The 26,668-nt window shown below is 68.1% G+C and carries 27 protein-coding genes; 14 read left to right on the forward strand and 13 right to left on the reverse strand.

What is annotated here, in order from left to right; all coding sequences use genetic code 11:
- Window positions 1-12: 12 nt before the first annotated feature.
- Window positions 13-1,512, reverse strand: a complete 1,500-nt coding sequence (locus tag ABZV58_RS19890; protein WP_355001600.1) for an NAD(P)/FAD-dependent oxidoreductase — start codon at window positions 1,510-1,512, stop codon at window positions 13-15.
- Window positions 1,513-1,947: 435 nt separating this feature from the next.
- Here ABZV58_RS19890 and ABZV58_RS19895 point away from each other — a divergent pair, with 435 nt between their 5' ends.
- Window positions 1,948-3,363 carry an amino acid permease gene (locus ABZV58_RS19895; protein ID WP_355001601.1) on the forward strand — a complete coding sequence of 472 codons (1,416 nt, stop codon included), beginning with the start codon at window positions 1,948-1,950 and terminating at the stop codon, window positions 3,361-3,363.
- Here the strand turns inward: ABZV58_RS19895 and ABZV58_RS19900 are convergent.
- Both ABZV58_RS19900 and ABZV58_RS19905 read right to left on the reverse strand, forming a co-directional pair.
- Window positions 3,360-3,761, reverse strand: coding sequence for a hypothetical protein (locus ABZV58_RS19900; RefSeq protein ID WP_355001602.1), 402 nt, complete (start codon window positions 3,759-3,761; stop codon window positions 3,360-3,362). The two genes, ABZV58_RS19895 and ABZV58_RS19900, sit on opposite strands and share 4 nt — an antisense overlap.
- Window positions 3,762-3,944: 183 nt before the next feature.
- Window positions 3,945-5,336 carry a hypothetical protein gene (locus ABZV58_RS19905; protein WP_355001603.1) on the reverse strand — a complete coding sequence of 464 codons (1,392 nt, stop codon included), beginning with the start codon at window positions 5,334-5,336 and terminating at the stop codon, window positions 3,945-3,947.
- 207 nt (window positions 5,337-5,543) lie between these two features.
- On the opposite strand from ABZV58_RS19905, the gene ABZV58_RS19910 reads away from it, so the two are divergent.
- The 3 genes from ABZV58_RS19910 to ABZV58_RS19920 all read left to right on the forward strand — a co-directional run bounded on the left by ABZV58_RS19910 (window position 5,544) and on the right by ABZV58_RS19920 (window position 8,687).
- Entirely contained in the window at window positions 5,544-7,097 is a 1,554-nt protein-coding gene (locus ABZV58_RS19910) for an alpha/beta hydrolase (RefSeq protein WP_355001604.1), read from the forward strand.
- Window positions 7,098-7,118: 21 nt separating this feature from the next.
- A complete protein-coding gene (locus tag ABZV58_RS19915) occupies window positions 7,119-7,760 on the forward strand; it encodes an HAD hydrolase-like protein (RefSeq protein WP_355001605.1) in 642 nt (213 codons plus the stop codon).
- Window positions 7,761-8,483: 723 nt separating this feature from the next.
- Window positions 8,484-8,687, forward strand: coding sequence for a cold-shock protein (locus ABZV58_RS19920; RefSeq protein ID WP_355001606.1), 204 nt, complete (start codon window positions 8,484-8,486; stop codon window positions 8,685-8,687).
- Between the two features lie 106 nt (window positions 8,688-8,793).
- Here the strand turns inward: ABZV58_RS19920 and ABZV58_RS19925 are convergent, their stop codons facing one another.
- From ABZV58_RS19925 to ABZV58_RS19935, 3 genes are all read right to left on the reverse strand, one after another.
- Window positions 8,794-9,147, reverse strand: a complete 354-nt coding sequence (locus tag ABZV58_RS19925; protein WP_355001607.1) for a MerR family transcriptional regulator — start codon at window positions 9,145-9,147, stop codon at window positions 8,794-8,796.
- A gap of 446 nt (window positions 9,148-9,593) precedes the next feature.
- Entirely contained in the window at window positions 9,594-9,791 is a 198-nt protein-coding gene (locus tag ABZV58_RS19930) for a hypothetical protein (RefSeq protein WP_355001608.1), read from the reverse strand.
- 32 nt (window positions 9,792-9,823) lie between these two features.
- The gene (locus ABZV58_RS19935) at window positions 9,824-10,990 is read right to left on the reverse strand and encodes an erythromycin esterase family protein (protein WP_355001609.1); all 1,167 of its coding nucleotides are present in this window, start codon (window positions 10,988-10,990) and stop codon (window positions 9,824-9,826) included.
- Window positions 10,991-11,071: 81 nt separating this feature from the next.
- Between ABZV58_RS19935 and ABZV58_RS19940 the strand changes: the two genes are divergently transcribed.
- Window positions 11,072-11,833, forward strand: coding sequence for a TioE family transcriptional regulator (locus tag ABZV58_RS19940; RefSeq protein ID WP_355001610.1), 762 nt, complete (start codon window positions 11,072-11,074; stop codon window positions 11,831-11,833).
- On the opposite strand, the gene ABZV58_RS19945 is transcribed toward ABZV58_RS19940, so the two are convergent.
- A complete protein-coding gene (locus ABZV58_RS19945) occupies window positions 11,820-12,167 on the reverse strand; it encodes a hypothetical protein (protein WP_355001611.1) in 348 nt (115 codons plus the stop codon). The genes ABZV58_RS19940 and ABZV58_RS19945 overlap by 14 nt on opposite strands.
- A gap of 381 nt (window positions 12,168-12,548) precedes the next feature.
- On the opposite strand from ABZV58_RS19945, the gene ABZV58_RS19950 reads away from it, so the two are divergent.
- Window positions 12,549-13,037, forward strand: a complete 489-nt coding sequence (locus ABZV58_RS19950) for an NUDIX hydrolase (RefSeq protein ID WP_355001612.1) — start codon at window positions 12,549-12,551, stop codon at window positions 13,035-13,037.
- A gap of 61 nt (window positions 13,038-13,098) precedes the next feature.
- Here ABZV58_RS19950 and ABZV58_RS19955 read toward each other — a convergent pair whose 3' ends face one another.
- Window positions 13,099-15,381, reverse strand: a complete 2,283-nt coding sequence (locus ABZV58_RS19955) for an excinuclease ABC subunit UvrA (RefSeq protein WP_355001613.1) — start codon at window positions 15,379-15,381, stop codon at window positions 13,099-13,101.
- A 114-nt stretch (window positions 15,382-15,495) separates the two neighbouring features.
- Between ABZV58_RS19955 and ABZV58_RS19960 the strand changes: the two genes are divergently transcribed.
- Window positions 15,496-16,074, forward strand: a complete 579-nt coding sequence (locus tag ABZV58_RS19960; protein WP_355001614.1) for a class I SAM-dependent methyltransferase — start codon at window positions 15,496-15,498, stop codon at window positions 16,072-16,074.
- Between the two features lie 7 nt (window positions 16,075-16,081).
- Here the strand turns inward: ABZV58_RS19960 and ABZV58_RS19965 are convergent, their stop codons facing one another.
- From ABZV58_RS19965 to ABZV58_RS19975, 3 genes are read right to left on the reverse strand one after another with little or no spacing between them, the layout of a single operon-like run.
- Entirely contained in the window at window positions 16,082-16,966 is an 885-nt protein-coding gene (locus ABZV58_RS19965) for an LLM class F420-dependent oxidoreductase (protein ID WP_355001615.1), read from the reverse strand.
- Window positions 16,967-17,022: 56 nt separating this feature from the next.
- Window positions 17,023-17,244 (reverse strand): hypothetical protein, encoded by a 222-nt coding sequence (locus ABZV58_RS19970; RefSeq protein WP_355001616.1) that lies wholly within the window; start codon window positions 17,242-17,244, stop codon window positions 17,023-17,025.
- 9 nt (window positions 17,245-17,253) lie between these two features.
- The gene (locus tag ABZV58_RS19975) at window positions 17,254-18,336 is read right to left on the reverse strand and encodes an aldehyde reductase (protein WP_355001617.1); all 1,083 of its coding nucleotides are present in this window, start codon (window positions 18,334-18,336) and stop codon (window positions 17,254-17,256) included.
- A gap of 107 nt (window positions 18,337-18,443) precedes the next feature.
- On the opposite strand from ABZV58_RS19975, the gene ABZV58_RS19980 reads away from it, so the two are divergent.
- The 4 genes from ABZV58_RS19980 (at window position 18,444) to ABZV58_RS19995 (ending at window position 21,072) form a co-directional block, all read left to right on the forward strand.
- A complete protein-coding gene (locus ABZV58_RS19980; RefSeq protein ID WP_355001618.1) occupies window positions 18,444-19,064 on the forward strand; it encodes a TetR/AcrR family transcriptional regulator in 621 nt (206 codons plus the stop codon).
- A gap of 95 nt (window positions 19,065-19,159) precedes the next feature.
- Window positions 19,160-19,474: a nuclear transport factor 2 family protein gene (locus ABZV58_RS19985; protein WP_355001619.1), complete on the forward strand. Its 315-nt coding sequence runs from the start codon at window positions 19,160-19,162 to the stop codon at window positions 19,472-19,474.
- A 40-nt stretch (window positions 19,475-19,514) separates the two neighbouring features.
- Complete coding sequence (locus tag ABZV58_RS19990; protein WP_355001620.1) at window positions 19,515-20,657, forward strand: nucleotide pyrophosphatase/phosphodiesterase family protein; 1,143 nt, start codon at window positions 19,515-19,517, stop codon at window positions 20,655-20,657.
- Window positions 20,658-20,757: 100 nt separating this feature from the next.
- The gene (locus ABZV58_RS19995; protein ID WP_355001621.1) at window positions 20,758-21,072 is read left to right on the forward strand and encodes a hypothetical protein; all 315 of its coding nucleotides are present in this window, start codon (window positions 20,758-20,760) and stop codon (window positions 21,070-21,072) included.
- A 38-nt stretch (window positions 21,073-21,110) separates the two neighbouring features.
- Here ABZV58_RS19995 and ABZV58_RS20000 read toward each other — a convergent pair whose 3' ends face one another.
- Entirely contained in the window at window positions 21,111-21,539 is a 429-nt protein-coding gene (locus ABZV58_RS20000; protein WP_355001622.1) for an MmcQ/YjbR family DNA-binding protein, read from the reverse strand.
- 202 nt (window positions 21,540-21,741) lie between these two features.
- On the opposite strand from ABZV58_RS20000, the gene ABZV58_RS20005 reads away from it, so the two are divergent.
- The 3 genes from ABZV58_RS20005 (at window position 21,742) to ABZV58_RS20015 (ending at window position 24,987) form a co-directional block, all read left to right on the forward strand.
- Window positions 21,742-22,962 carry a transcriptional regulator gene (locus ABZV58_RS20005; RefSeq protein ID WP_355001623.1) on the forward strand — a complete coding sequence of 407 codons (1,221 nt, stop codon included), beginning with the start codon at window positions 21,742-21,744 and terminating at the stop codon, window positions 22,960-22,962.
- Window positions 22,963-23,044: 82 nt separating this feature from the next.
- On the forward strand, window positions 23,045-24,562 hold the full coding sequence (locus tag ABZV58_RS20010) for an aldehyde dehydrogenase family protein (protein ID WP_355001624.1): 1,518 nt from the start codon (window positions 23,045-23,047) through the stop codon (window positions 24,560-24,562).
- Window positions 24,563-24,582: 20 nt separating this feature from the next.
- On the forward strand, window positions 24,583-24,987 hold the full coding sequence (locus tag ABZV58_RS20015; protein ID WP_355001625.1) for a DUF779 domain-containing protein: 405 nt from the start codon (window positions 24,583-24,585) through the stop codon (window positions 24,985-24,987).
- A gap of 60 nt (window positions 24,988-25,047) precedes the next feature.
- Here ABZV58_RS20015 and ABZV58_RS20020 read toward each other — a convergent pair whose 3' ends face one another.
- Window positions 25,048-26,601 (reverse strand): succinic semialdehyde dehydrogenase, encoded by a 1,554-nt coding sequence (locus ABZV58_RS20020; RefSeq protein ID WP_355001626.1) that lies wholly within the window; start codon window positions 26,599-26,601, stop codon window positions 25,048-25,050.
- Between the last annotated feature and the right edge of the window lie 67 nt (window positions 26,602-26,668).

The following is a 26,668-nucleotide window of genomic DNA, read 5'->3' on the forward strand; positions in this document are numbered from 1 at the left end:
GTGTCGCGGAGGTCAGGCGCTGCGGCTCTCGAGCAGCGCGTCGGGCCGTTCGGCGGCGGCGCTGAAGGTCAGCACGCCGTCCTCGAGCGGCGCCTTGCGCAGCAGCGCGCGGTCCCGGAAGTAGTTGTTGACGACCTGCCACGGCCCGTTGGTGCCCTGGCGCGGCATCACCGCGTCGCCGCGCTTGATGTAGCCGGAGGTCAGCGCGCCGCCCATGACCGAGTCGGCGCCGCGGTCGCCGTCCTTGGCCACCGCGACGAACTTGGTCAGACCGTTGGACTTCAGGTGGTTGAGCAAGCGGCAGAAGTACTCGGCGGCCAGATCGGCCTTGAGCGTCCACGAGGCGTTGGTGTAGCCGAGCACCATCATCGCGTTGGGCACGCCGTCGAGCAGCGCGCCCTTGTAGACGACGCGGTCGCGGGTCACCACCGGCTCACCGTCGATCTCGAGCGACGCGCCGCCGAGCATCTGCACGGTGAGGCCCGTCGCGCTGATCACGATGTCGGCCTCGAGTTCCTCGCCGGAGGCCAGCCGGATGCCGGTCTCGGTGAACGTGTCGATGCGGTCGGTGGCGATCGAGGCCTTGCCGCTGCGCAGCACCTTGAACAGGTCGCCGTTGGGCACCACACACAGGCGCTGGTCCCAGGGGTTGTAGGACGGCGTGAAATGGCGCATGTCCAGATCCGCGCCGACCTGCAACCGGACCGCGGCGAGCAGCAGCTTCTTGGCCGCCGCCGGGTTGGTGCGGGACAGCTGGAAACTGGCGCGCTGCAAGGCGATATTGCGCGCCCGGCCGATCCGGTAGGCGAGCTTGGCGGGCACCTTGGCCGCCTTCATGCCGACGGCGACCGGGTCGTCGGCGGGCAGTGCGGTGATGTAAGTGGGCGAGCGCTGCAGCATGGTCACGTGCGCGGCGTCGTCGGCCATGGCGGGGATGAGCGTGATGGCGGTGGCGCCGCTGCCGATGACGACCACGCGCTTGCCGCGGTAGTCCAGGTTTTCGGGCCAGTGCTGCGGGTGCACGATCTGCCCGCCGAAGTTCTCCTCGCCGGGGAACTCGGGGCGGTAGCCCTTGTCGTAGTCGTAGTAACCGGTGCAGCCGACCAGGAAGTTGCTGGTCCACTCCTCGGTGGCGCCGGTCTGTTCGTCGAGCGCGGTCACCGTCCACAGCTCGGTCTCGCTGGACCAGCGCGCGGTGGTCACCTTCCTGCCGAACCGGATGTGCTCGGTGACTCCGTACTCGGCGGCGGTGTCCTCGACGTACTGGCGGATGTGCGGGCCGTCGGCGAGCACCTTGGTGCCGTGCCAGGGACGGAAGCCGTAGCCGAAGGTGTACATATCCGAGTCGGAGCGAATGCCGGGGTACTTGAACAGGTCCCAGGTCCCGCCGATGGCGCTGCGCCGTTCCAGGATCGCGTAGCTGCGTCCGGTCCGCTCGCGGGTGAGGTGGCAGGCCACGCCGATTCCGGACAGGCCAGCGCCGATGATCAGTACGTCGACATGCCGCGTCATTGAGGTACTCGTTTCGTTCTGGTCGCGCACCCGGGCGCCGTCGTCCGAGCGTGGTAATCGAGAGTACATGTTATTCGAAGTAACGTCTAGAGCGCCAATCCCCCTGATCGGCGATAAAACCACGGTGGTCGCAAACCGTGCCCCCATGCCCAGCGCTCGGATGGTGCGGTTGCACGGCAGCAGCGCCGACCGGCTGGAGATCGCGCCGAATCCGTGGCCGGTGTCGGACTGGTGCGCGTCGGGACGCCGGGCGCGGCGTCGTTTTCCAGCTGACGGGCGTGCGGCCGCTGCCGATCGGCGCTGTCTGCAAACCCCCGGTTATCGACCCCGCTACGGCACCCACGAGAATGGATCCTCGGTCTCGGCCCACGAAGGCCGAGCCGAGGATCCACATCTCGTATGGGGACGGGTGAACCGCGTCCCGAGAGGAAGCCGATGACCAGCGCAGAACAACGGTGGCGCCGCCGCACGCCCGACGACGCGAGCCTGCCCGGCGCCGACTCGTCGCTGAAACGCAGCCTCGGGCGGCTCGACCTGACCGCCATGGGCGTGGGCACCATCGTCGGCGCGGGCATCTTCGTCATCACCGGCGTGGCGGCCGCGGAGAAGGCCGGGCCGTCGATCGTGCTGTCGTTCGGACTGGCCGGCGTGGTCTGCGTGCTCGTCGCACTCTGCTACAGCGAACTCGCCGCGATGGTCCCGGTCTCGGGCAGCGCCTACACCTACACCTACGCCACGCTCGGCGAAGGACCGGCGTTCCTGGTCGGCTGGAACCTGCTGCTGGAATTCGTCATCGCGGGCGCGGCCGTGGCGATCGGTTGGTCCGGCACCACGGTGTCGGCACTGGATTCGATGTTCGGCATCACGCTCCCGCACGCCATCACCGCCGGGCCCGGCGAGGGCGGTGTGGTGAACCTGCCCGCGGTGCTGATCATCGCTGCGATCGTGGCCGTCCTGGTCGGCGAGGTCTCACTCACCGCGCGCATCACCAAGGCGCTCGTCGCAGTGACCATCGGCGTGCTGGTGCTGGTGATCGCCATCGGCGCCCCGCACGTCGACCCGGGCAACTGGGCGCCGTTCGCGCCGTTCGGCTGGAGCGGCATCATCGGCGGCGCGGCGATCGCGTTCTTCGCCTTCCTCGGTTTCGACGTGGTCGCGGCCTCCGCCGAGGAGGCGCGCAACCCGAAGCGCGACGTGCCCTTCGCCATCATCGGCACCGTGCTCATCGCGACGTTGCTCTACGCGCTCGTCAGCGCCGTGCTCACCGGCGTCGCCCCGTTCCCGACCCTGAACAACGGCGCCCCGATCGCCACCGCCTTCGGCGCGCTGAACATCGGCTGGATCGGCAACGTCATCATCGTCGCGTCGATCATCGCGCTCACCAAAGGCCTGCTGCTCATCGTCTACGCGCAGGTGCGGTTGAGTTTCGCGATGTGCCGCGACGGCCTGCTCCCCCGCGGCCTCGCCGCCACCGGCACGCGTTCGACGCCGGTGCGGCTGACGCTGGTGCTCGGTGCGGGCTGCGCCGCCATCGCGGGCCTGCTGCCCATCGACATCGTGGTCGAATTGGTGAACATCGGCGCGCTGTCGGCCTTCGCCGTGGTGTGCGTCGGAGTGCTGGTGCTGCGCAAGCTGGAGCCGAACCGCGAGCGTCCGTTCCGCACCCCGCTCGTGCCGCTGGTTCCGATCCTCGCGCTGATGGGCTGCGCGCTGATGGCGTTCACCCTGGACGAGCTGACCTGGGTGCGTTTCGCGGTCTGGGTCGCTATCGGTGTCGCGGTCTACCTCGGCTACGGACGCAAGCACTCGGCCCTCGCCGCGAGCCGCGTCCCCGTCGCGCCGAGAAGCTAGCCCCGCCCGCCGGGCTGCACCCAGCGCAGCAATGCGTCCACCGTCGTTTCCGGCGAGGTGTTGAAACACAGCCGGATGCCGGGCGCCGACTCGGTCAGAACGTTCACGATGCGCTCGAACAGCAGCGTCTGCTCGGGCAGCATCCGCACCCCGCCGCCGATCATCGCCAATCCGTAGTCGGCCTCCGCCAGCCTGTCCTTGACCATCTCCTCGGCCGCGTCGGGGTCGGCCGGAACAGAGCACGACACGACGTCGAAGCCCGAATCTCGCAGCATCGCCGTCCCGGCCTCGACCCGCGCGGTCAGCTCGGCCTCGTCGAGACCGGCGTGTTTGCTGTAGTCGAGCTGGCTCGGATGCAGGCCGATGGACAGGATCTTGGTATCGGAACCGAGGGGCATGCCGTCCACAGTGCCAGCGGTCGCCGATTCGCGCAGATCCACACGTGATGCCGGTCTGCACTCGGTGCAGATCGCGCTGTCAGGTGGGAGGTTTCGGATCGCGGCATCGAGTGCAGCCGGAGTTCCACGTGAATCAGGGCGGTTACCAACCGGATTCGCGACGGTCCGCTCGGACGCCCCTCCTCACCGCGTGTACCGATGCTTGACTCCCACCGGGAAGTAGTCCGGATCCCCCAGCGGCCGCAGCTCCACATGCGGCACATGTCGCTCGACCGGCACATAGTTAGCGTATTCGCTGTTGTGGGCCAGCAACTCGTCCCGAACGGCGTCGGCGACGAGCCGGGTCCGTTCGACGGTGTTCGCCTCGTCCGGTCCGAGCTCGACCGTGATCCGCAGCAGCCGATTGCGATCGGCGTCCTCCCAAGCCTCGAGCACGAACTTCCCGGTGACCCAGTCGCTGATCTCCGGGCGCTCCAACCCGAGCGACACCGTTTCGGGATAGACATTGGCCCCGAACACTGAAACCGCGTGGATGGAGCGGCCGAACACGAACACGAAGGGCAGGTCCGGCCCGGTCTCCTCGTCCGGTTCGAACCCGTGCGCCCGGCAGAACTCCACCATGCGTTCGTGCGGGATGACACCGCCGTCGTCGGCGAGGTGATACCGGATCAGCGGCACACCGGAGTCGGCGGTGAACACCAATGTGCCGTCGACTGTTTCGAAGAAGCGGTCGGCCGGGTTGTACTGCATCAGCGCCGGCAGGCGCTGACCGCCGAACAATTCGCGCGCCGCCGCGGGATGTTCGGCGAGGAACCGCCGGATCCGCACGCTGAGCGGGGTCTCGTTGCCGAGCACACCGGCGTCGGCCGTGCCGTAGAGCGCGGCGACATCGCGCACCGGATCGAGACCCGCCCGCTTACCCATGAGATCGCGCCACTGCTCGCTGAACACCTCCCCCGCGCACACCAGTTTCACCGCGTAGCGCGACCAATCGACCTTTTCGCGCAGCCCCGTGTCGATGACGTCCTTGAGGAAGGGCGGATACCCGAACAGCACCACCTGGTCGAAGTGTGAGCCGAGTTCTGGTACCACGCGCAGGATCTCGGCCTTGTTGTTGCCGGGGGCCACGATCGTCATGGCCAGTTCGGCGGCCAGCCCGCGCAGGCAGGACAGCGTGTAGAGGCCGCCGACCCAGGTGCCGAGCGGGAAGCACACCACGGCGAGGGTGCGCCGGTGGGTGGCGTCGAAGCCGTGCACGAGAACCTGTTCGAAGCGGCGGGTCGCGGCCGCCTCGTCGGCGGCGGAGCGAGGCCAGAAGGTCGGCGTGCCAGTCGAACCGGACGACACCGCGATCAGGTCGCACGCCCCCAGATCGCCGTCGCGGCAGCGCTGTGGCAGCGAATAGCGTTGGTGATAGTTCTCTTTCGTGACCAGCGGCAGTCGCGCGAATCCCGTGCCGTCGACGACCGAGGCCGCGTCGACACCGTGGCTGTCGAGGAAAGCGCGGTAGGCGGGCACGGTCGCCGCCGTTCGCTGGAACAGCGCCACGAGCCGCTGCTGCAGATCCGAATCCATCTCCGAGGTAGCCCTTCCGCGAGGCGAAACCTGCGTGGGTCCAACGTACCGCCGGGCCGTGCCGCGCGGGGCGATCCGCACGGATCGCCACTTTCTCGCTATCTTCGAAGAGACCTGTTGCGAAAGTTCGACGGGCGCGGCGCGATATTCCCGCGGAATGTCGCGGAGGATCGGGGGACGACGGTGCGGTCGAGTCGGTGCGTACTGATGAGCGTCATCGCGGCCGCGGCACTGGTAGCCAGCGGCTGCTCGATCACGCCGACCGTGCAAGGCAGCGCGAGTCCCTCCCCCGCCCCGCTGCCCACGCTGCGGGATTACGAGGCGCAGCGGGTCGAGTGGGCGCCCTGCCGCGAGCAACGCGAGGCCGAGTGCGGCGAGATCCGCGTGCCCGTCGATTACGCCCATCCGGAAGCCGCCGCCCTCACCATGCCGCTGGTGCGTTTGCCCGCCACCAACCCCGCCCAGCGCATCGGGGTGCTCACCACCAACCCGGGCGGGCCTGGCGAATCCGGTTACCAGGACGTGCTTTCCGCGCTGAACCCGGACGACACCGGACTGCGCAAATTTCGTATCCGCTACGACCTCGTCGGCTTCGACCCGCGCGGCGTCGGCCGCACCGCTCCCGTGCGGTGTCTCGGCGACCGCGCGATGGACGAATACTTGGCCACCGACTTCACGCCGGTGAACGACGAGGGTCGCCGCTTGGTCGCCGAGGCGCACCGCCGTTACGCCACCGCGTGCCTGCGCAACACCGGCAACCTGCTCGGTTTCGTCGGCACCGAATTCGTGGTGCGCGATATGGACATCATGCGCTCGGCGCTCGGCGAGTCGAAGCTGAACTTCTTCGGCTTCTCCTACGGCACCCGGCTCGGGCAGCTGTATGCCGAGCAGTTCCCGGATCGGGTCGGGCGAATGGTGCTGGATTCCGTCGACGACCCGAGCCTGACGCCGGACCGGTGGGATTCGCTCGACGCTTCCGACGCTCCCGTGCCCGGTGCGATCTCGGCGCGAGATCGCTTGGTGCACAGCATTCTCGAAGGCTGCGCGAGACGTGCGGACTGCCCCCTCGGCAACGATCCGGACGCCGCCATGCGACGACTGATCGACCTGATCGACCGGGTGGACGCCGACCCCATCCCCGCCTCGGACGGCCGCCGCGTCGGTTCCAATCTGGCCCTGCTCGGCATCTTCATGGCGACCTACGACGAGCGCTACTGGCCGCGGTTCGAGCGCGCCTTCGCCGACGCCTTGCGCGGTGACGGCACCGGGTTCGCGGAACTCGCCGACTTCTACGTCGGTCGCGAGGAGGGCCGCTACAGCTCCTCCGATCCGGCGTTCTGGTCCGTGGAGTGCATGAACGACGACCCGGCCGCTTGGCGCTCGAAGCCGGAAGACGTGATCCTCCGGGATCTGGCGCAGGAGGCCGAGTGGGCGGCCGTGCGCTCACCGCTGTTCGGCGCGAACCGGGTGTTCAGCACCCCGCTGTGCCTGTTCTGGCCGGTCCGGCCGACCCAGAAGTCGGCGGGCGTGGACGCGGCGGGCGCACCGCCCATTCTGCTGCTCAACAACAGCGGCGATCTGGCGACCACGATCGAGGACGCCGAGAACGTGGCCGCCACCTTGGCCGACGCCGTGCTGGTGGTCAGCGAACACGACGGCCACATCGCCTTCGACAACGGTTCGGCCTGCGTGGACGCCATCGTCATGGCCTACCTCTACGACGGAACCCTCCCACCGGACGGGACTCGCTGCACGGACTGACCGGCCGGATAGAGTCGAGCGGTGACCTGGACCGTCGGCTTCGACCTCGACATGACCCTGATCGACTCGCGACCGGGAGTCTCGTACGCCATCGACACCGTCGCCGCGGAATTCCAGCTCCCGCTGCGCGGGGCCGACTTCGTGCAGCGGCTCGGGCCGCCGCTGAATCTACTGCTCGCCGAGGCGGGCGCGCCCGACGAGCTCATTCCCGCACTGATCACCCGCTACCGCGAGCTGTACCCCGACGTGGTGCCGCGCATCCCCGCCATGCCCGGCGCGGAGGCCGCCCTCGCCGCGGTGACCGCGCGCGACGGGCGTGTGATGGTCGTGACCGGCAAGCACCAACCGCTCGCACAACTCCACCTCGACGCGCTCGGCTGGCGAATCGACTACCTCGCCGGTGGGTTGTGGTCCACCGGCAAGGCCGAGGTCCTGCGCGCGCAAGGCGCGGCGATCTACGTCGGCGATCACGCCGGTGACATGCGCGGCGCCAAGGCCGCCGACGCGTTCGCCGTCGGCGTCACCACCGGTCCCTGCGACGCCGCGGAGCTGGTGGACGCGGGGGCCGACGTCGTACTGCACGACCTCACCGAATTCCCTTCCTGGTTGGCGGAATTCGCGGCGGGCGTGGCGCCCTTCGCGTCGGGCTCGCTTCAGGCGTAGCTCCGCCACCTCCGGCCTGCGCGTTCTGCGTACCTCGGCATTCGCTCCCGCGTGCGCGGGCCAGGGGCGGCGCACTGGCCGTCCTGCAGCGTCCCTGCTCGGGAGTAGTGGCGCAATCGCCCGGGATCCGGCGCTGAGCCCGGCCAGGGATTGAGACCGTGTGACCTGTTTGGCGAATCGCGGGCGTTGTTGTCTAGCGGCTGCCGAACCTGAATTCTTGTGTTGCAGCGAGCTGGGGGTGCGGTCGTCTCGGCCGCCGCCTGCGCAAAACGGAACGGGACCAGACCCTGGTGGCGGAGGGTAGGGGCAACGAGGCTGTCGAGGCCTTCCAAACAAGGGACCAACCAGTTGTCCGACAAATCTCCGCGTAGCAAGATGTCCAAGGCGCAGGGCAAATCCCCGAAGGAGAAGCGAGCGGAGAAGAAAGCCAAATCCGCCAATCCGCAACCCGTAATCGAAGGCTTCGAAAAGAAGAGCAATAAGCACCGCTGACCTGCGTTGACCGCAGCAAGGGCAGGCCGAGGCGAACACGTCGTTCGGATGTGTTGAAACGCTTCAATTTTCGATACCTCGATCATCCAAATCGCAGGCCATGCCTGGCGGAGTGTTCCGCGTCACACAACGCGGGGAATCACGGGCACTTGTGGCATAGTTGGCGATCGAGAACGGGCTTCTCACCAAGAATTTGCCCGGCTCACCTACAGAAAAGAAGTTGCTTACAACATGGCTCAAGGCAGTGTGAAGTGGTTCAACGGTGAAAAAGGCTTCGGCTTTATCGCTCAAGACGGAGGCGGCCCGGACGTCTTCGTGCATTACTCGGCCGTGAACGGCCCGGGTTACAAATCCCTCGATGAGGGTCAGCGTGTCGAGTTCTCGGTGGAGCAGGGCCAGAAGGGTCCCCAAGCCCAGGACGTCCGCGCCATCTGATCCCGCGCGAACGGTTTTCGTGAAGAGCTTCGCACCCCTAGGTGCGGAGCTCTTTTCATTTGGCCACCCGACCGCGGGCTGACTGCGTTGGACCTGCATGCGGTGGCTACGGATGCTCCACGTAGCGGACTTCGTGCGCGTCGAGGGCGTGCTGCAGAGTGGCGTTGAGCGCCTGGGCCTCCGCGAGCTGATCTTCCAGGATCACGATCCGGCACGCGCCCTCCAAGGAGTTGCCTGCGTCGATCAGCTCGCGCACCCGCGCGGCGATCCGCAACTGATAGCGCGAGTAGCGGCGATGCCCCCCTTCCGAGCGTTGCGGGGTCAACAGGCGCGCACCATCAAGAGAGCGCAGAAAAGCCTGGGTGACACCAAGGAGCTCGGCGGCGCGACCCATGCTGTAGGCGGGGAAATCCTCGTCATCTAGTCGGTCCACCCCGCTTTGATCCGGAGTGGGAGTCATATCCGGTTGCTGCACAGCACCTCTCAATGATTTTCAAACGACAGGAGGCCCCGGCGCACTGGGCGCCGGGGCCTGGGAAATACGTATACGAAGGGGTAGAGCTGATCACCGGCCCTCATAGGCCGATGGCATACATCGCACCCGAGAGCGCTCGGGTCGCGGAACACGATTTCGACTATTCAGTGGCCACCACCTCCATGTGTACGCGTCTTGTCTGCGAGGTTTCGTTTCTTGCTGTGCCCGCCCCGCCAGCGGCGGTCCAGCAGCCAGAGGGCCAGCCGGATTCTCGCCTGCGTCGGCGGGGCGGGGGTACCGCATACCAGGCAGTTCGCCTGCCCAGTCACTCGATCTCTCACCTTCGACGGCAGTGAAATTACACAACCACACAGAGAATGTCTAGAGTCACCACTGCAGATTTTCTGGTGAATGATCGCCCACCGGAAGCATCAGCCAGCGTCGTCGCGCTGCCAGATCGTGCTTCGCGGGTCGGCACCCCGAATCACCTGGACACGCCAGGGGGACATGTCGCCGAACCGTCGCAAGAGCTGCTGCTGCGCTTGGTCGCGCAGTCCCTGAAGACTCCCCTGGAAACCCCCAAGCGGCCCGAGCAGTGTCTGCATCAACGGGCCGAGTTCTTCCAGCATGTCCTCTGCCCCCTGCTCCGGCCGTGCGCGGCTTACGACGGACTCCGTCCCGCTGCGTCGCTCAGGCGGGCACCGGTATTGATGTGCAGGACCGCGTAGGCCGTGTCGAGGATCGCTTGGTCGAGCGGCGAGTAGCCCTGCTGCGGGGTGGTGTCGGTGCGCGGACGAGCGGAGGTCACCGTCTCGGCCGGTGTCAGACCCCAGTCGGCGATGCCGGTCTGGAGGACGCTCTCGTAGGTGCCCGGTTCGGGCTCACCGAGTTCGAGCGTTTCGCTGCGGCCCAGGCTTCCGGCGATGAAGGCGTACCGCTCACCCAGCAAGGAACCCACTATGGCGCCCGCCCCGAACCATCGGAAGTCCATTCCCGCCATTTGGATGGCGCCCATATTCCGCTGTAGGTGGGCGTTGTGGGCGCCGACCATGGTTCCGCCGCGCCGGGCCTCGATGTTTCGGATGTCGAAGAGGTTCTGGGCCATCGACGTCTCGCGGATGTCCAGCAAGCCCGACAGGCGCCTTCGCTCGTCGCCCTGGTGAGCGGCCTGCCGGTGATAGCGCAGCAGGCAGAGACCGGCGGTGAGGTGGACCTCGGTCTTCAGCCACGCCGCGCGTGATGTCGCCGCGATCAGTTCCGGTGCGCGCGCGTAGAGCGCGAGGAGCATGTCGTCGGCGATCTCCCGCAGGCGCTCGGCCGCGGCTGTGGCGCCGATCGACATGGCCGGATCCATGATCGCCTCCGCGCGATCCCAGCGGTCGTCGTCCCCGAGGAGTTCGGCGAGGTCGAGATCGAGACGCAGATAGTCGCGGGCGTGCTCGAGATAGCGGCGTGGGCTCGGTGCGTTCGGGTTCTCCGTCGGGGCGTCGAACCCGTGGAAGGCCAAGCGTTCCAACGGCGGTCGGTCCCGGTTGTATTCGCGCATCCAGGCGACCAGTTCGCGGTTGGCGTCCAGTTCGCCGAAGCCGTGCGAGAAGCCTTCGCTCATCGCGGTGTCGAGGCTGCCGACACCGTCCTGCACGAAGTCGTTCACGACGAGCGCGGCGACGCGGTCGGTTTCCAACGCGATCGAGCGGAAGCCGCGGTCGACCAGTTGGACGAACAGCTCGTTGCGGACGAACCCGAAGGACGGTTCCTGGTGCGTCGGTTCGCCGAGCGCCAACAGCTCACATGACGTGGAGACGAAGTCTCGAATGTCCTGACTCATGTGTTTCGATCGTATCGTTGAAAGATCGGTTGAGGCTTCCGCTGCTACGACCTGACATCTGCGCGGTAAAGTCTCGAATCGGTGATAACTGTGCGTCCCTCCGATCTGGCCCGCGAACACGGCCTCTCGATCCAAGCGGTCCGCAACTACGAGCGCGACGGGTTTCTCCCGCCCGCCGAGCGCACACCCACCGGCTACCGGATCTACACCGAAGTGCACGCGGTGGCTCTACGCGCCTACCTCGGTCTCGTCGCGGCGTACGGGCACGCGACCGCGGGCCGGATCATGAACGCGCTCCACGACGACGAACTCGACGACGCCCTGCGCATCATCGACGGCGGCCACGGCCAATTGCTTCGCGACCGGGAAACCCTCGACTCGGTGCGGCGAGCGGTGAAACACCTGACGGCGGAGTCCCACGCCCTCGCCGATCACGCGGAAGACATCGACAGCCGAACCATCCGCGAACTCGCGCACCGCCTCCGCCTCACCCCCGCGACCCTGCGCAACTGGGAAAGCGTCGGCATTCTCGCACCGGCACGAGACCCTGCCACCGGATACCGCCGCTACAGTGCGAGTGATGTCCGCGACGCCGAGCTCGCGCACCTCCTCCGGCGCGGCGGCTATCCGCTGGAGCAGATCGCCACCGTGGTGCAACAGATCCGAAATGCCGGTGGCACAGCCGCATTGGCCGCCGCCCTGGACGACTGGCAACGAAAACTCACCGCGCAGGGTCTCGCCATGCTCGACGCGGCCGGTCTGCTCGGGAACTACATGCGCTTGATCGACCACGCTGCGCCGGAACCAGTTTCGACGTCGTCCGCGCCGGTCAGTCGGCGATAACCTCCAGTTCCGGCCGGTGCTCACGCATCGCCTCGGTGACCTTCAACAGCGGGACCGACAGCGATGTCATCGGGATGGACGGCGCGGTGGCGATCGCGAACTCGCGATCCGGATGCGCCAGCACCAGGTCGATGGCGTCACCACTCGAACACCGGCGCACCCGCACGTGATCCACCGTCGACCACGCGATGCGCCCGAACGCCCGGTGCTCCACACCCTCGTCGGTGATCACCAGATCCGGCCTACGCCGAAACCCGGACCACGCCATCTCCGCACCGATCGCGACAAACACCAGCGCCCCGATCTTGCCACCGATCACCGCGGTATCGGTCACCACCGCGAGCACACAAATCGCGGCGAGCCCCAGACACGCGACCGCCACTCCCAACGTCGTCCGCCACGACCGAAACACCGTGTCCGGCCGCCGAGACGCCCCCTTCCGCACATGCATTGGCGCATCCTAACGGTGGGCCACCGACCACCAGCCCGCGCATACACGCGCTACGCCCCCAGTCCGGCCAGAACCGTGCCGCGTGTCCGACGGATACGGAATCACGAGACAGGCTCATTCCACCCCGTACCGACGAACTGAAACCCGCGTCGCTTCGGTTCGTGTTCGGGCGAGTCGCCGTGACATGCTCACTCTCGACAACCGGATAGCCTGAATCTCCAGGGGCTCGTTCATCGGACAGCCGACCGGGCGGAAGGCACTCGAATGGATGCACACCTCGGCGTCGACCACTACCTCTGCCGGGATATCAATGGCGAGGGGCATATCGTCCATCGAGCGGAGTTGGTCGAGCGGACTTCGGTGTACGCGGTGATTCGAAACGGAAGCGGACTGCTGCTCGTCCGTGACAGTACCCGCGAAGAGGAATTGTGGGACTTCCCCGGTGGTGGCGTCGAACTCGGGGAGGCTTTGGTCGACGCCTTGCGGCGTGAGGTGGACGAGGAGACCGGGCTCCGAATCACCGGGCAGCCGAACAAGTTCTGCGGGTTCATCGAGTACTTCTTCGACGTCGTGACGGGTACCGGCTGGCGAGCCGTCAGGCACTACTTCCGGGCATCGGCGGTGGGCACGCCCGAAGCGGGCGGCAACGGCGACGATGTGGTCGGCGCCCGGTACTTCGCATCGCCGCTTCCTATGCGAATGCTGACGCCGGTGGCGCGGAGGGTTGCGGCCATGGCCGATCTCGGTCAGTAGTGCAGCGGCTCGAAGCCCCGCGGCCGCACCGATTCTCGTCGGTGCGGCCGCGGGGTTCGGGTCAGGCTCCCTTGTACTTGCGCAGGTATTCGCCGGTCAGGGAGGTCGGGTGGGCGAGGAGGTCGGCGGGAGTGCCGGTGAAGACGATTTGGCCGCCGTCTTTGCCGCCGTCGGGGCCGAGGTCGATCACCCAGTCGGAGTGGGCGACGACGTCGAGGTTGTGTTCGATGACGACGACGGTGTTGCCGCGTTCGACGAGGCCGTCCATGAGCGCGAGCAGGGTGTCGACATCGGACATGTGCAGGCCGGTGGTCGGCTCGTCGAGTACGTAGATCGAGCCGGTGTTCTGCAACTGGGTCGCGAGCTTGATGCGCTGGCGCTCGCCGCCGGAGAGCGTGCTCATCGCCTGGCCGAGGCTCAGGTATTCCAGGCCGACCTCGTTCATGGTGCGCAGCTTGCCGTTCAGCGCCTTCTCCGTGAAGAAGGCGAGCGCCTCCTCCGCCGACATCTCCAGCACGTCCGCGATGGATTTGCCGCGCAGCGTGTGGCCGAGCACGTCCTCGCCGAAGCGGCGACCGTCGCAGGCGTCGCAGTGGGTGGTGACCGGATCCATGTAGGCGATCTCGGTGATGATCACACCGCGCCCCTCGCACTGCTTGCAGGCGCCATCGGAGTTGAAGCTGAACAGGCTCGGCGATTCGCCCGTCGCCTTGGCGAACAGCTTGCGGATGGGATCCATCAATCCCAGATAGGTCGCGGGGGTCGACCGGGACGACGCCGCGATCGGCGACTGGTCGACGAACAGCGCCTCGGGATGTTGGCGCACGAACACGTCTCGGATGAGGGAACTCTTGCCCGAACCAGCCACGCCGGTGACCGAGGTGAGGACACCGGTGGGGATGCCGACGGTGACATCGCGCAGGTTGTGGACGCTCGCGTGCTCGATCAGCAGCTCACCGGTGGCGGCGCGGAAGGTGTCCTTGACGGTGAAGGGCCTGCGCAGACCCGCGCCGGTGGGCGTATCGGCGGAGCGCAGCTCGGCGAAGCTGCCCTGGAACACCACTTGCCCGCCGTGCACACCGGCGCGCGGGCCGACGTCGACCACGTGGTCGGCGATCTGGATGACATCCGGGTCGTGCTCGACCACCAGCACGGTATTGCCCTTGTCCCGCAATGCTTTCAGCAGATCGTTCAACCTGCCGACGTCGCGGGGATGCAGCCCGACACTCGGCTCGTCGAAGATGTAGGTCATCCCGATCAGCGTGCTGGACAGATGCTTGATCATCTTGAGCCGCTGGCCCTCGCCGCCGGAGAGCGTCGAGGTGGACCGGTCCAGGCTCAGGTACCCGAGTCCGATGTCGGCGACGCGCCGCAGCGCGGTCCGGATGGCGTCGGCCAGGCCCAGCGCTGCCGGGTCGGTGATCTCGTCGAGCACCGCCATCAGGTCGGTGATCTGCATCCGCGACCAGTCGGCGATATTCCGGCCGCCGATCTCGGTGGCCAGCGCGGCGGCATTGAGGCGGGCGCCCTGGCAGCTCGGGCACACGGCCTCGGTGAGGAACTTCTGCATCTGCTCGCGGGTCTTCTCGCTGAGCGTGGAGGTGTCGCGCTGCAGGCGGGTGCGGGTGAACTTCGCCGCGAGCCCCTCGTAGTCGGCCTTCCAGGTGCCCTTGGCGAAGGTCAGTTCCACCTTGCCGCCGCTGCCGTACAGGAAGTCCTTGTACTCGGCCTCGGTGTAGTCGGCCAGTTTCTTGTCCGGATCGAAGCGACCGGAATTGCCGTAGAGCTGCCAATCACCGCTGCCCACACCGTAACCCGGGAGCAGGATGGCGCCTTCGTTGAGCGACTTGGTGCGATCGATCAGCCGGTCGGGATCCGCGCGGACCGTCATGCCGAGTCCGTCGCAGTCCGGACACATACCCTGCGGCACGTTGAACGAGTAGTTGTAGACGAATCCCGCCGAGGGCGAACCGAATCGGGCGAACATCGCACGCACCATCGAGTAGATGTCGGTCATCGTGCCGACCGTGGAACGCGGGCCGCCGCCGACCGGCTGCTGATCGATGACGACCGGCGCGGTCAGGTTCTCGATCGCCTCGGCGTGCGGCCGCTCGTAGCGCGGCAGGAAGTTGAGCACGAACGCCGGAAAGGTGGCGTAGAGCTGCCGCTGCGACTCGACGGCGATGGTGTCGAAGACAATGGACGACTTGCCAGACCCGGAAACACCGGTGAAGACGGTGATCTTGTTCTTGGGGATCTCCAGCGAGACGTTGCGCAGGTTGTGCTCGCTGGCCCCGAGCACCCGGATGACATCGACGGAAGCGGCCGAATCGGTAGAAGGCATGCCGAACACCATGCCATCGCGCACCGACAAAAGGCCCAGTGCCGAGTGACGCAGATCATAATTCGAGTGAATCGGTATCACCGTTGGCCGGAGGGGCGTCCGTAGAGTCGTGAAGTGACCCGCGACCCGTACTGGAATCACAACACCCACTACCACCCGTGGCTGCTGGCCAAGGCGCCGACGGCCGCGCGGACTGCGCTCGACGTGGGCTGCGGGGACGGGCTTCTGGCGAGGAAATTGGCGACGCGTGGTCGCGAGGTCGTCGGGATCGACGCGGACGCCGCCGCGCTGGAACAGGCGTCGGGAGCGAGCGGCGTGCGCTTCGAACAAGCCGACTTCCGGGAATTCGCAGGGACTTTCGATTACGTGACAGCCGTCGCGACATTGCATCACGTGCCACTCGAGGAGGGTCTGACGGCCTTGCGTCGCCTCGTCGCCCCCGGCGGCACGTTGGCCGTGGTCGGACTGTGGAAGATGACGCCGCTCCGCGACGCGAACTATTTGCCGCTGCTGCCGCTGATCTGGGCCATCGATCGCTTCCCGCCGCGCCTGAGCGGTCCGGACGTGCCCATGCGAGATCCCGTGGACACGCTCGGCGACATCCGGAAATCCGCCGCCGCGATCCTGCCCGGCGCGCGGATCCGGCGTCGCCTCATGTGGCGCTACACCTTGCTGTGGCAGCAGCCCGCATAACCCCGGTTCAGCGCAGGCGGGCGAGGACCGGGGCGAACTGCTCCATACTGCTCTCCAGCACGGTGAAGTAGCTGAATCCGAAGCGCTCGCGCAGTTCTCGGACGCGGTCGGCAATCTCGTCCGGGGAACCGATGAGCAGGGCCGGGACCCGCTCAGGGCTGTCGGCGGCCGAGGGCGGCAGCGCCGGTGCGTAGGCGTCGGCGAGCGCGGGCCAATCTTCCCGCGAGACAACGCGCTGCAACAGTAGATTGAGTTCGACCTCGCCCGCGCGATCGCCGAGCCGCCCGTTGACGTAGGCCACCCGCTCGGCGATCTTGTCTTCGTCGGCGAGCTGCACGGGGCCGCCCGGCGTCACCGCTCCCCCGCCCGCGAAGCCGACGATGTCCGCTTGCTCGGCGGCGAGCTTCAGCAGCCGATCGCCCCACCCGGCCAGCAGCAGCGGTGGGCCCGACGGCTGCGTAGGGCGCGGCTGGTAGTCCGGGTCGGCGAACAACTCCCGCAGCGTGGTCACGGTCCGCTCGAGGTGCCGCACCCGCTGACCACCGCTCTCGAAAGGGATTCCCGCGGCGTCGAACTCGGCGCGGACATAGCCCGCGCCGAGCCCGAGTTCCACGCGCCCGTCGGTGAGCTGGTCCGCGCCCGCCGCGTCGCGAGCCAGCAGCACCGGGTTGTAGAAGGCGGTGTTGAGCACGAAGGTGTTGAGCCGCACCCGTTCGGTGGCCTCGGCGGCCACGATCATGGCGGGAAACGGCGCGGGCAGGCCGAGGTGGTCGGCGACACCGATCACGTCGAAGCCGAATCCTTCGGCCCTGCGGCACTTTTCGACCCATCGGGACCTGGACTCCGGCGTCACCATGTTCACGCCGAAACGGAGCGGACGCTGCACTGTCACCAGAACTGTCTACCCGCTGGCTCGGCGCGCCCGCCACCCGAGGCCGCCGGACGAGTTCAGCACTGCGCGATCGCGCTCGCCGCGACGGCCACGCCGAGCAGCGCGACCGCCGCGCTCAGCGCGGGCACCGGGCGCTGTATCGCGCTGCGGCCCAAGCGGCGCAAGGCCGCCGCGTCGAGGCGGCGCGCCTGCCCGTCGGTATTCGAGGCGTCCCGATCGCGGCGGAACCAGCGACGGACGAAGCCGAGGATCGCCAGGACGATAGTCGCGGTCACCATGCCGGCTCCTCAGGCGCCGAGCGCGTTCGAGGCCGGCCGCGGCGCGGTCGCCGTGGGCCGCACACCCGGCGCGTCGACGATGCCAAAGCTGAGCAAGCTCTCGGCGGTGTCGAGCACGGTCTCCCGGACCGGGCGCATGGTCCAGCCGAGTTCCCTGCGCGCCTTGTCCGCGCTGACCGACTCGGTGCGGCCGAGCACCGGAACGACCAACCGGAGACCCTTGTCGAAGCGGGCGATGAACCGGATCAGCCAGTCGGGCAGCACCCGGGTGGGCACCCGCAGGCCGCGCGGGTTGTATTCGTCCGCCAGGATCTTGGCCAGCTCGCCCATCCACAGCGCATCGGCCGCGCAGATGTACCGGTTGCCCGCGGCCTGCGGCAGTTCCATCGCCAGCCGGTGCGCCACGGCGAGATCGCGCACGTCGACCGGTGTCCAGCCGGTGCGAATCGAGCCGGGCACGTCGCGTGCCAGCAGCCGCCGAATCGGCTCGTGCGAGGTACTGGTGGCGGGGTGCTGCAGCGGGCCGAGGATCATGCCTGGGTTCACCGCGGCCAGCTCGAGGCCGCGCTCGGCAGGCAGGCCGCGGACGAAGTCCCACGCCGCGCGTTCGGCCAGCGTCTTGCTCTTCTGGTAGGGCGGAATCCGTTCCACCACCGACCAATCCGCTTCCGTGCGCACCTCGTCCACGTCGTGGCCGTAGGCGATCGCGGCGACCGAGGAGGTGAGCACCACGCGGCGCACCCCCGGCTCCGCGGCGGCCGCGCGCAGCACCCGCAGCGTGCCCTGGACGGCCGGTTCGACGAGTTCGCGCTCGTCGTCGGGAACGTACGACGGGAACGGCGAGGCCACGTGCAGCACATACGCGCAACCCGCGACGGCCTCGGCCCAGCCCGTGTCGTGGTCGAGATCGGCGGCGACGAACTCGAGGTCCGCGCCGAGGCGGCGCGCAAGCTCCACGAGGTGGGCGCGCTTGCCGGTATTCGCGAGATCGCGCACGGTGGCGCGGACCCGGTAGCCGTGTTCGAGAAGTTCGGCGATGACATGTCCGGCGACGAATCCCGTTGCGCCGGTGACTAGTACCTGGTTGCTCATGTGTCCCACCTGTCTGGGAAGAGTCGAGACGGCCGGAATCTAAGCGCCGCTCAGATAATCTAAGCACCGCATAGATAGGTTGTCCAGCCCCCGTCGCATACGCTCGGATGGTGAAGCGGACCAGTTACCACCACGGCGCACTACGTGATGAGCTGATCGCCGCGTGCTTGCGCCTGATCGAAACCGAGGGCATCGCGGCGGTGAGCCTGCGTCGCGTGGCCAGGGAGGCGGGCGTCAGCACCGGCGCGCCGTATCATCACTTCGCCGACCGAGCCGCGCTGCTCGCGACGCTGTCCACCAAGGGATTCGAGTTGCTCGCCGCCGAACTCACCGCCACGCGGGCGGCGGCGACCGGCTCACCGCTGGACACCCTCGGCGCACTGACCGTCGCCTACGTCCGCTTCTCGCGCGAGCAGCCCGCCTATTTCCGCCTGATGTTCCGGCCGGAGCTCTCCCAACCGGAGAAGCACCCCGACGCCGTAGTCGCGGGTGACGCCGCGTTCGCGGTTCTGGCCGATGCCATCGGTGACTGCGTTGCGGCCGGTCTGCTGCCCGCCGACAAAGCCGACATCCTCGGCATCACCTGGTGGGGCATCGGCCACGGCCTCGCCTCGCTGTGGCTGGACGGTCAGCTGGAGAAACGGAGCAGCCAACTCGGCACGACCGCTCCCGAACTGGTCGAAGAAGTACTGCGCACGGTGTCTTCGTTTCTCGCGCCCGGGCCTTGACCCGGTACGGCGGTTTCTGCCCTAGAGTGGGCGCCAGATGTTTGCTGTTCCGTCACTGCTCAACCCGATTACCGTGAGCCGAGAGGGATGACCGGATGTCCGCACAGCAGCTCGACCCCGTCGTCCAGGAGTTCGTGGACGCGCTCAACGCCAACGACCCCGACCGCTTCCGCGCGGTGCTCACCGAGGACGCGACCATGTCCGACGACGGCGTGGAGCGAGATGTCGCGCAGTGGACCGATGCGGAGATCTTCGCGAGCAACGGCCGGATGCAGGTCGAATCGGTGACCGACGGCGGCATGGAACTGCTCGCCGACTACACGAATTCGCGCTGGGGATCGATGCGCACCGCGTGGCGGTTCATCGTGCGCGACGGCCGGATCAGCCGATTCGAGACCGGACAGGCCTGACCCCTTGCCGTGGCCGCGCCGATCTTGACATTCTGACCTCGTGTTCGACGCGCCTCCCTACGGCTCGGGTTCCCTGGCCGACCTGTTCCCCTCCGTCCTGGCCTGTCTCGGTGTGCCCGGCGAAATCGATCGGCTCGGCCTGGGCCTGTCCGCTCGCCGGATCTGCGTCCTGCTGGTGGACGGGCTCGGCGCGGAAGCGCTCGCCGCGCACCAGCAGGAGGCGCCCTTCCTGTCGAGCCTCGCGCCCCGCCAGCTCTCTGCGGGCTTCCCGAGCACGACCGCGACCAGCCTGAGTTCGCTCGGCGTCGGGGTGCCGCCGGGCGAGCACGGCATCGTCGGCTACCTGATGAACGTGCCCGGCTACGACCGCTTGGTCAACGCGCTGCGCTGGCGTCTGCACGGCGAGGGTCCGAAAGTGGACCTGCTGCGCGAACTCGTGCCGGAGCAGTTCCAGCCCGCCGCAACGGTATTCGAGCGCGCCGCCCGCGCCGGGATCAGCGTCTCGCAGGTCGCCCCGATGTACCAGGCGGGCTCCGGGCTGACCAGGGCCGTGCTGCGCGGCTGCGATTTCCGCCCGAGCCTGTCGTTCGGCGATCTGGTCGACGGCGTGTCCACCGCCTTGCGCGCGGGCGACCGCTCGCTGGTCTACGCCTATCACGGCGACCTGGACACCACCGGTCATGTGCGCGGTCCGTCCTCGGACGCCTGGCGGCTGGAACTCTCGCACGTCGACCGCCTCGCCGCGACGATCGCCGAAAACCTGCCACCCGACGCGGCGCTGTTGGTGACCGCCGATCACGGCATGGTCGAGCTGACCGGAACAGTGGACTTCGACGCGGTCGAGGCATTGCGCGCCGGTGTCGACCGCCTCGGCGGCGAGCCGCGGGCCCGGCACGTCTACACCGTCGACGGCGCGGTGGACGATGTCGCGGCGGCGTGGCGGGAGACGCTCGGTGCGGATTTCGCGGTGCTGCCGCGCGCCGAGGTGATCGAACGCGGCTGGTTCGGGCCGACGGTGGGGTCGGCGGTGGTCGAGCGGATCGGCGATCTCGTCGTCGCGGCGCGCGGCCCGCGCGGTGTCATCCGCACCGGGGCCGAACCGCTGCAATCGGCCATGCTCGGCCACCACGGGTCACTGACCTCGGCCGAGCTGAACGTGCCGCTGCGCACCTGCCTCGCCTGATCGACACACCGGACCGCCTCGACACACCCGAGCCCGACCCGCCTACCCTCATACCGATCGCGGCGGCCCATCCGCTCGACCAGGCGACCAGGAGGAGCAGATGAACGCCACCGTGACCCGGACCGTCCTCGGCGCGGCGGCCGCCGCGCTGCTGCTGACCGGCTGCACCGACATCGAGCGCGCGCTCAACAAGGGCGGCGACACACCGTGCAGCGAGTACGTCCAGCAGGACGCCGACACCAAGCGCATGACAATCACCAAGTTCGTCAAACAGCAAACCGGTGACGAGCGCGAACCCGCTGGCACCGCCGTCGACGCCACCATCCTCTCGGTCGACCTGCTCTGCGCGGGCCAGCGCAACGCGGAGACGCCCATCAAGAACGCCGACGTGGCGGGCATCTTCCTCAACAAGTGAGACGCGCGCACCCGCCGGTCGGCCTCATCGTGCGCAGCTCAGTGCCGGGCGGGCGGATGGGCGGCCAGCCAGTCGGCGGCGCGCTTGCGTGAGGCGCGGGAGAGCCAGGCGTCCTGGATGATCTCGGTGAGCTCGCCCACGGTGATCTCGTCCAGGCGGCAGGCGCGCACCAGGACCGAAGGGTGTCCGTCGAAGTGCGTGGTCGTGAAGAACGGCGAGTCCGGATCCTGTACCAGCGCTTGCTTATCCGATTCCGAGGGCACCCAGATGACGATGACGTCCGAGTAGCGTTCGCCGGTGTGCGGATCGAAAGCGTCCGGCCGTGGATTGCGGAAGAAGACGAACGACTTCCCGCCGACCTGGTAGATGGCGTTGCCGAGCGGGCCCGCCGCATTGGTCACGTGCGGCATGCCGCGCGCGATGGCGTGTACGTCGGCGACTCGGGCGGGTCGCTCTCGTTTGCCCATGCCCCGAGCCTAATCGGCACCGCCGGACGGAAGCCGTCTTCAGCCGAGCACAGCCGAAGCCGATGCGGAGGAACGCCCTATGGCCGCGGCGTGCGCGGAGGTTCGCCTGATGCCCGCTGCGAAACCGGCGCGTCGGGGTTCTGCGTCCGCCATGATGAGAAGACGAAGAGGCGAGTTCACTCTACGACAAGGGTTTTCCGAGGTGGCACTCTCGCGCACCCTCACCCGGCAGCGGGAAGAACTGGAGAAGGAGTGGAGCCGGTGGGCATCGACCACCGGCTCCCGCGCTCGCGTCCGTCCAGCGTCCAGTGTCCTACGCGACGACGTGGCGCAGTCCTGGCAACGTTCGCTGCACACCGTCGATCCGGCCCGCGCCGTCGCGCCCGCACTCGACCGGATCGACGATCGGTGGGCGGAATCCCCACTGCGCGAGCCGGTCACCGAGCTGGCGGGCCAGATGCGCAGCATCGCCGAGGACGCGAAATACCTGGCGGTGGTCAGCGACGCGGCGGGCACGATCCTGTGGTCCGGCGGCGACCGCAGACTGCGGCGCCAAGCCGAGGATGTGAACTTGGCGCCGGGCGGCTGCTGGGACGAAAGCCATATGGGCACCAACGGGTTGTCCCTCGCGCTGCACGACGACCGCCCGGTCACCGTCTTCTCCGCCGAACACCTGGTCGCCGCGCTGCACGGCTGGGTCTGCTATTCCGCGCCGATCCACGCGCCGGACGGCAGGCAGCTCGGGGTGCTGGATCTGTCCAGCGTCTGGAGCCGGTCGCATCCGATGGCCATGGCCTCGGTGCGGTCTCTGGTGACGGCGGTGGAGACGGTGCTGCGCACGAGCGCGCCGCCGCCCCCAGAAGGGGTTCGGCTCGAATGTCTCGGCACCGCACGGTTGTCGCGGGACGGCAGGCCGGTGCCGTTGCCGCCGCGTCAGCTGGAGATCCTCGCGCTGCTCGCGCTGGAACCGGAGGGCTACACCCCCGAGCAGTTGCACGTGGCGGTCTACGGCGACCGTCCGGTCTCGACCAGCACACTGAAAGCCGATGTCTCGCACTTGCGCCGGGCCACCGGTGGTGAGATCGCCAATCGTCGCTACATGCTGACCGGTCCGCTGTCCTGCGACGCGGTCGATTTGCTCGCCGCGATCACCGCGGGCGACACCTCCAGCGCGGTGTGGCATTACCGCGGCCCGCTGCTTCCCGGTTCCGACACCCCGGGCGTCGTCGAATGGCGCGACTATCTCGAGGTCGGCATTCGCACCGCGGTCCTGGCCAGTGACCGTCCCGAGCACGCGATCGCGTTCGGCGAGCGCGCGACGGGTGATATCGCCGTGCACGAACACGCGTTGCGGCTGCTGCCCGCCGACGACGTGCGTCGCGCGGTGGTCGCCGCCCGGTTGCACAACGCACTGCACGGCTGACCCGACGCGGTCACCAACCTCGCGCCAACCTTCACCGTCCATAGTGGCGTCGTCGATGGGTTTCGCGCGAGGAGTGATTGCGATGATCTACGCCAAACCGGGTTCCGACGCCGCGATAGTCGGTTACGCCACCCGCTACGACAACTTCATCGGAGGCGACTGGGCCGCCCCGATCGAGGGCCGGTACTTCGACAATCCCTCCCCCGTCGACGGCGAAACCTTCTGCTCGGTCGCCCGTTCCACCGCGGCCGACATCGATCTGGCGCTGGAGTCCGCGCACCACGCCGCCGCGGCATGGGCGGCGACTTCCCCGACCGAGCGCGCGAACATCCTCATCAAGATCGCCGAGCGTCTGGAGAACAGCCTCGAGCCGCTCGCGGTCGCCGAGACCTGGGACAACGGCAAACCGGTCCGCGAAACCTTGGCCGCCGACCTGCCTTTGGCGGTGGACCACTTCCGCTACTTCGCGGGCGCCATCCGGGCCCAGGAGGGCAGCATCGCCCAGATCGACGCCGACACCGTCGCCTACCACTTCTACGAACCGCTCGGCGTGGTCGGGCAGATCATTCCGTGGAACTTCCCCATTCTGATGGCGGCGTGGAAGCTGGCTCCCGCGCTGGCCGCGGGCAACTGCGTGGTGCTCAAGCCCGCCGAGCAGACGCCCGCCTCGATCCTGCTCGTGGTGGAGCTGATCGCGGACCTGTTGCCGCCCGGAGTCCTCAACGTGGTCAACGGTTTCGGTGTGGAGGCGGGCAAGCCGCTGGCCGCCAGTCCGCGGGTGGCCAAGGTCGCGTTCACCGGCGAGACCACCACCGGGCGGCTCATCATGCAGTACGCGAGCGAGAACATCATTCCGGTGACCCTGGAGCTGGGCGGCAAGAGCCCCAATATCTTCCTGCCCGACGTCATGGCCGCCGACGACGTATTCCTGGACAAGGCCGTCGAGGGCTTCGTGATGTTCGCGCTGAACCAGGGCGAGGTGTGCACCTGCCCGTCGCGTGCGCTGATCCACTCGTCCATCTACGACGAGTTCCTGGCCCGCTGCCTGGAGCGGACCGCGGCCATCAAGGGCGGGAACCCGCTCGACGACACGACCATGATCGGCGCCCAGGCCAGCAACGACCAGTACGAGAAGATCCTGTCCTACATCGATATCGGCAGGCAGGAAGGCGCCCGCGTGCTCACCGGAGGTGAAGCGCGCAAGGTGGACGGCCTACCCGGCGGGTACTACATCCAGCCCACCGTTCTCGAGGGCGACAACACGATGCGCGTCTTCCAGGAGGAGATCTTCGGACCCGTGGTGGCGGTGACCCGTTTCGACACCGTCGACGAAGCGGTCCGGATCGCCAACGACACCCTCTACGGCCTCGGCGCGGGCGTGTGGACCAGGGACGGCGCCACCGCCTACCGGATGGGCCGGGCCATCAAAGCGGGCCGGGTGTGGACCAACTGCTACCACGCCTATCCCGCGCACGCCGCCTTCGGCGGATACAAGAAGTCCGGCATCGGCAGGGAGAACCACAAGATGATGCTGGACCACTACCAGCAGACCAAGAACCTGCTGGTGAGCTACTCCCCTACCAAGCTCGGATTCTTCTGATGCGGAATCGGATCACTCTGATGTCGAACCGGATCCATCGCGTCGGCATGACCGACGCGGCGCAAGTGGTGTTGCGCCGGTTGATCGAACACCACGGGCCGGTACTGTTCCACCAGTCCGGCGGATGCTGCGACGGCAGCTCGCCGATGTGCTTCCCGGCCCGCGAGTTCCAGGTCGGGGCCGCCGACGTGCTGCTCGGACAGCTGCCATTCCACACCGAATTCTGGATGAGCGGCGATCAATTCCAGCTGTGGAAACACACGCACCTCACGGTGGACGTGGTACCGGGGCGCGGCTCCGGCTTCTCCCTGGAGACGCCGGAGGGCGTGCGTTTCCTCATCCGATCCCGCCTGCTGACCGACGAGGAAGCGGCAGCACTGGCGGCCGGTCCGCCGCCGCGCACCGGAGCCGAACGGCTCACCTGAGGCCCGGCGACGGGACGCCTGGCCGGCTCGCCCGCAGACCGAGCCGGCCAGGCCCCGAACTCAGCGACCAGGAAGGAACCGGAGGCTGCGCGCGACGAACATCAGGAAGCGCTGCCACTTGTCCTGCGAAATCAGCGGCGGCGGATCCAGATTCATGAATCGGGTGACCACGACCGTCTGCGGTTCGGTGAATTTCAGCAGACCGTCCGCGCCGTGCCTGCGCCCGACGCCGGAGATGCCCATGCCGCCCATCGGCGCCGCGGTGGTGCCCCACGCCGGGGCGTAGCCTTCGTCGACGCACACGGTGCCGGCGTGCAGTCGCTGCGCGATCTGCTCGCCCGCCGACTTGCTCTCCGCCCACACGCTGGCGTTGAGGCCGTACTCGGTGTCGTTGGCCAGCCGGATGGCGTCCTCGACGGAGTCGACCGGGTAGATCGACACCAGCGGGCCGAAGGTCTCGTTGCGGCCGCACTCCATCTCGTCGGTGACGTCGGCGAGCACGGTCGGCTCGAAGAACAGCGGGCCGAGGTCCGGGCGCGCCTTGCCGCCCGCGAGCACCTTGGCGCCCTTGGAGGTGGCGTCGGCGACGTGCTTGGTGACGGTCTCCAGCTGCGACTCCGAGATGAGTGAGCCGATGTCGGCCGAATTGTCGTAGGCGGCGCCCAGTTTCGCGGCGCGCACCGCGGCGGTGAACTTCTCGGTGAACTCGTCCGCGACCGCCTTCTCGACGTAGAGCCGCTCGATCGAGATACACAGCTGGCCCGCGTTGGAGAAGCACGCTCGCACCGCGGCCTTGGCGGCCTTGTCCAGGTTCGCGCCACGGGTGACGATCATCGGGTTCTTGCCGCCCAGTTCGGCGGAGAAGCCGATGAGCCTGCGCCCGCACTGTTCGGCGAGGGCCCGGCCGGTGGCCGAGGAGCCGGTGAACATCAAGTAGTCGCAGTTGTCCACGATGGCGGTGCCGACCTCGGTGCCGGGGCCCGGCACCACCGCGAGCAGGTCACGCGGCAACCCGGCGCGGTAGAGCAGTTCGGCGGCGGCCAGCGCGGAGTACGGCGTCTGGCTGTCGGGCTTGACCACCACCGCGTTGCCCGCGAGCAGGGCGGGGATCGAGTCGCCGATGGACAGCACCATGGGGTAGTTCCACGGGGCGATCACGCCGACGACGCCCTTGGGATGGACGTGCACCGCGGCGCGGTTCAGCACCGGGAACGCGCCAGGCACCTTGCGCGGCTCCAGCAGGCCCGGCGCGACCTTGGCGAAGTAGCGCGCCGCGAACATCATGCCCATGATCTCTTCCTGGGCCGCCCAGCGCGCCTTGCCGGTCTCGGCCTGGATGACGTCCATCAGGGCTTCGCGGTTCTCGATGAGCAGCGCCCGGAAGCGGTCGAACACCGCGGAGCGCTCCGCGGCGGGGCGGGCGGCCCAGCGCGCCTGCGCGGACCTGGCTTTGGCGAACGCCGACGCCACGTCCTCGGCGGTGCCGACCGGCACGGAGCCGAGCGGCTTGCCGGTGAACGTCTCGGCGATCGTCTTGCGCGAGCGAGCCTCGTGGCCGTCGATCGCGGCGAGCGCGCTCAGACGGTCGAAGACTCCGGCTTCCGGCGCGGGCATCCTTGCCTCCTACTTGTGAGTAACTTCGGGATACACACAATCTACGCTGTCGCGCCCCTCCAACACA

Source organism: Nocardia sp. NPDC004654 (assembly GCF_040609595.1).
Lineage (GTDB): Bacteria > Actinomycetota > Actinomycetes > Mycobacteriales > Mycobacteriaceae > Nocardia.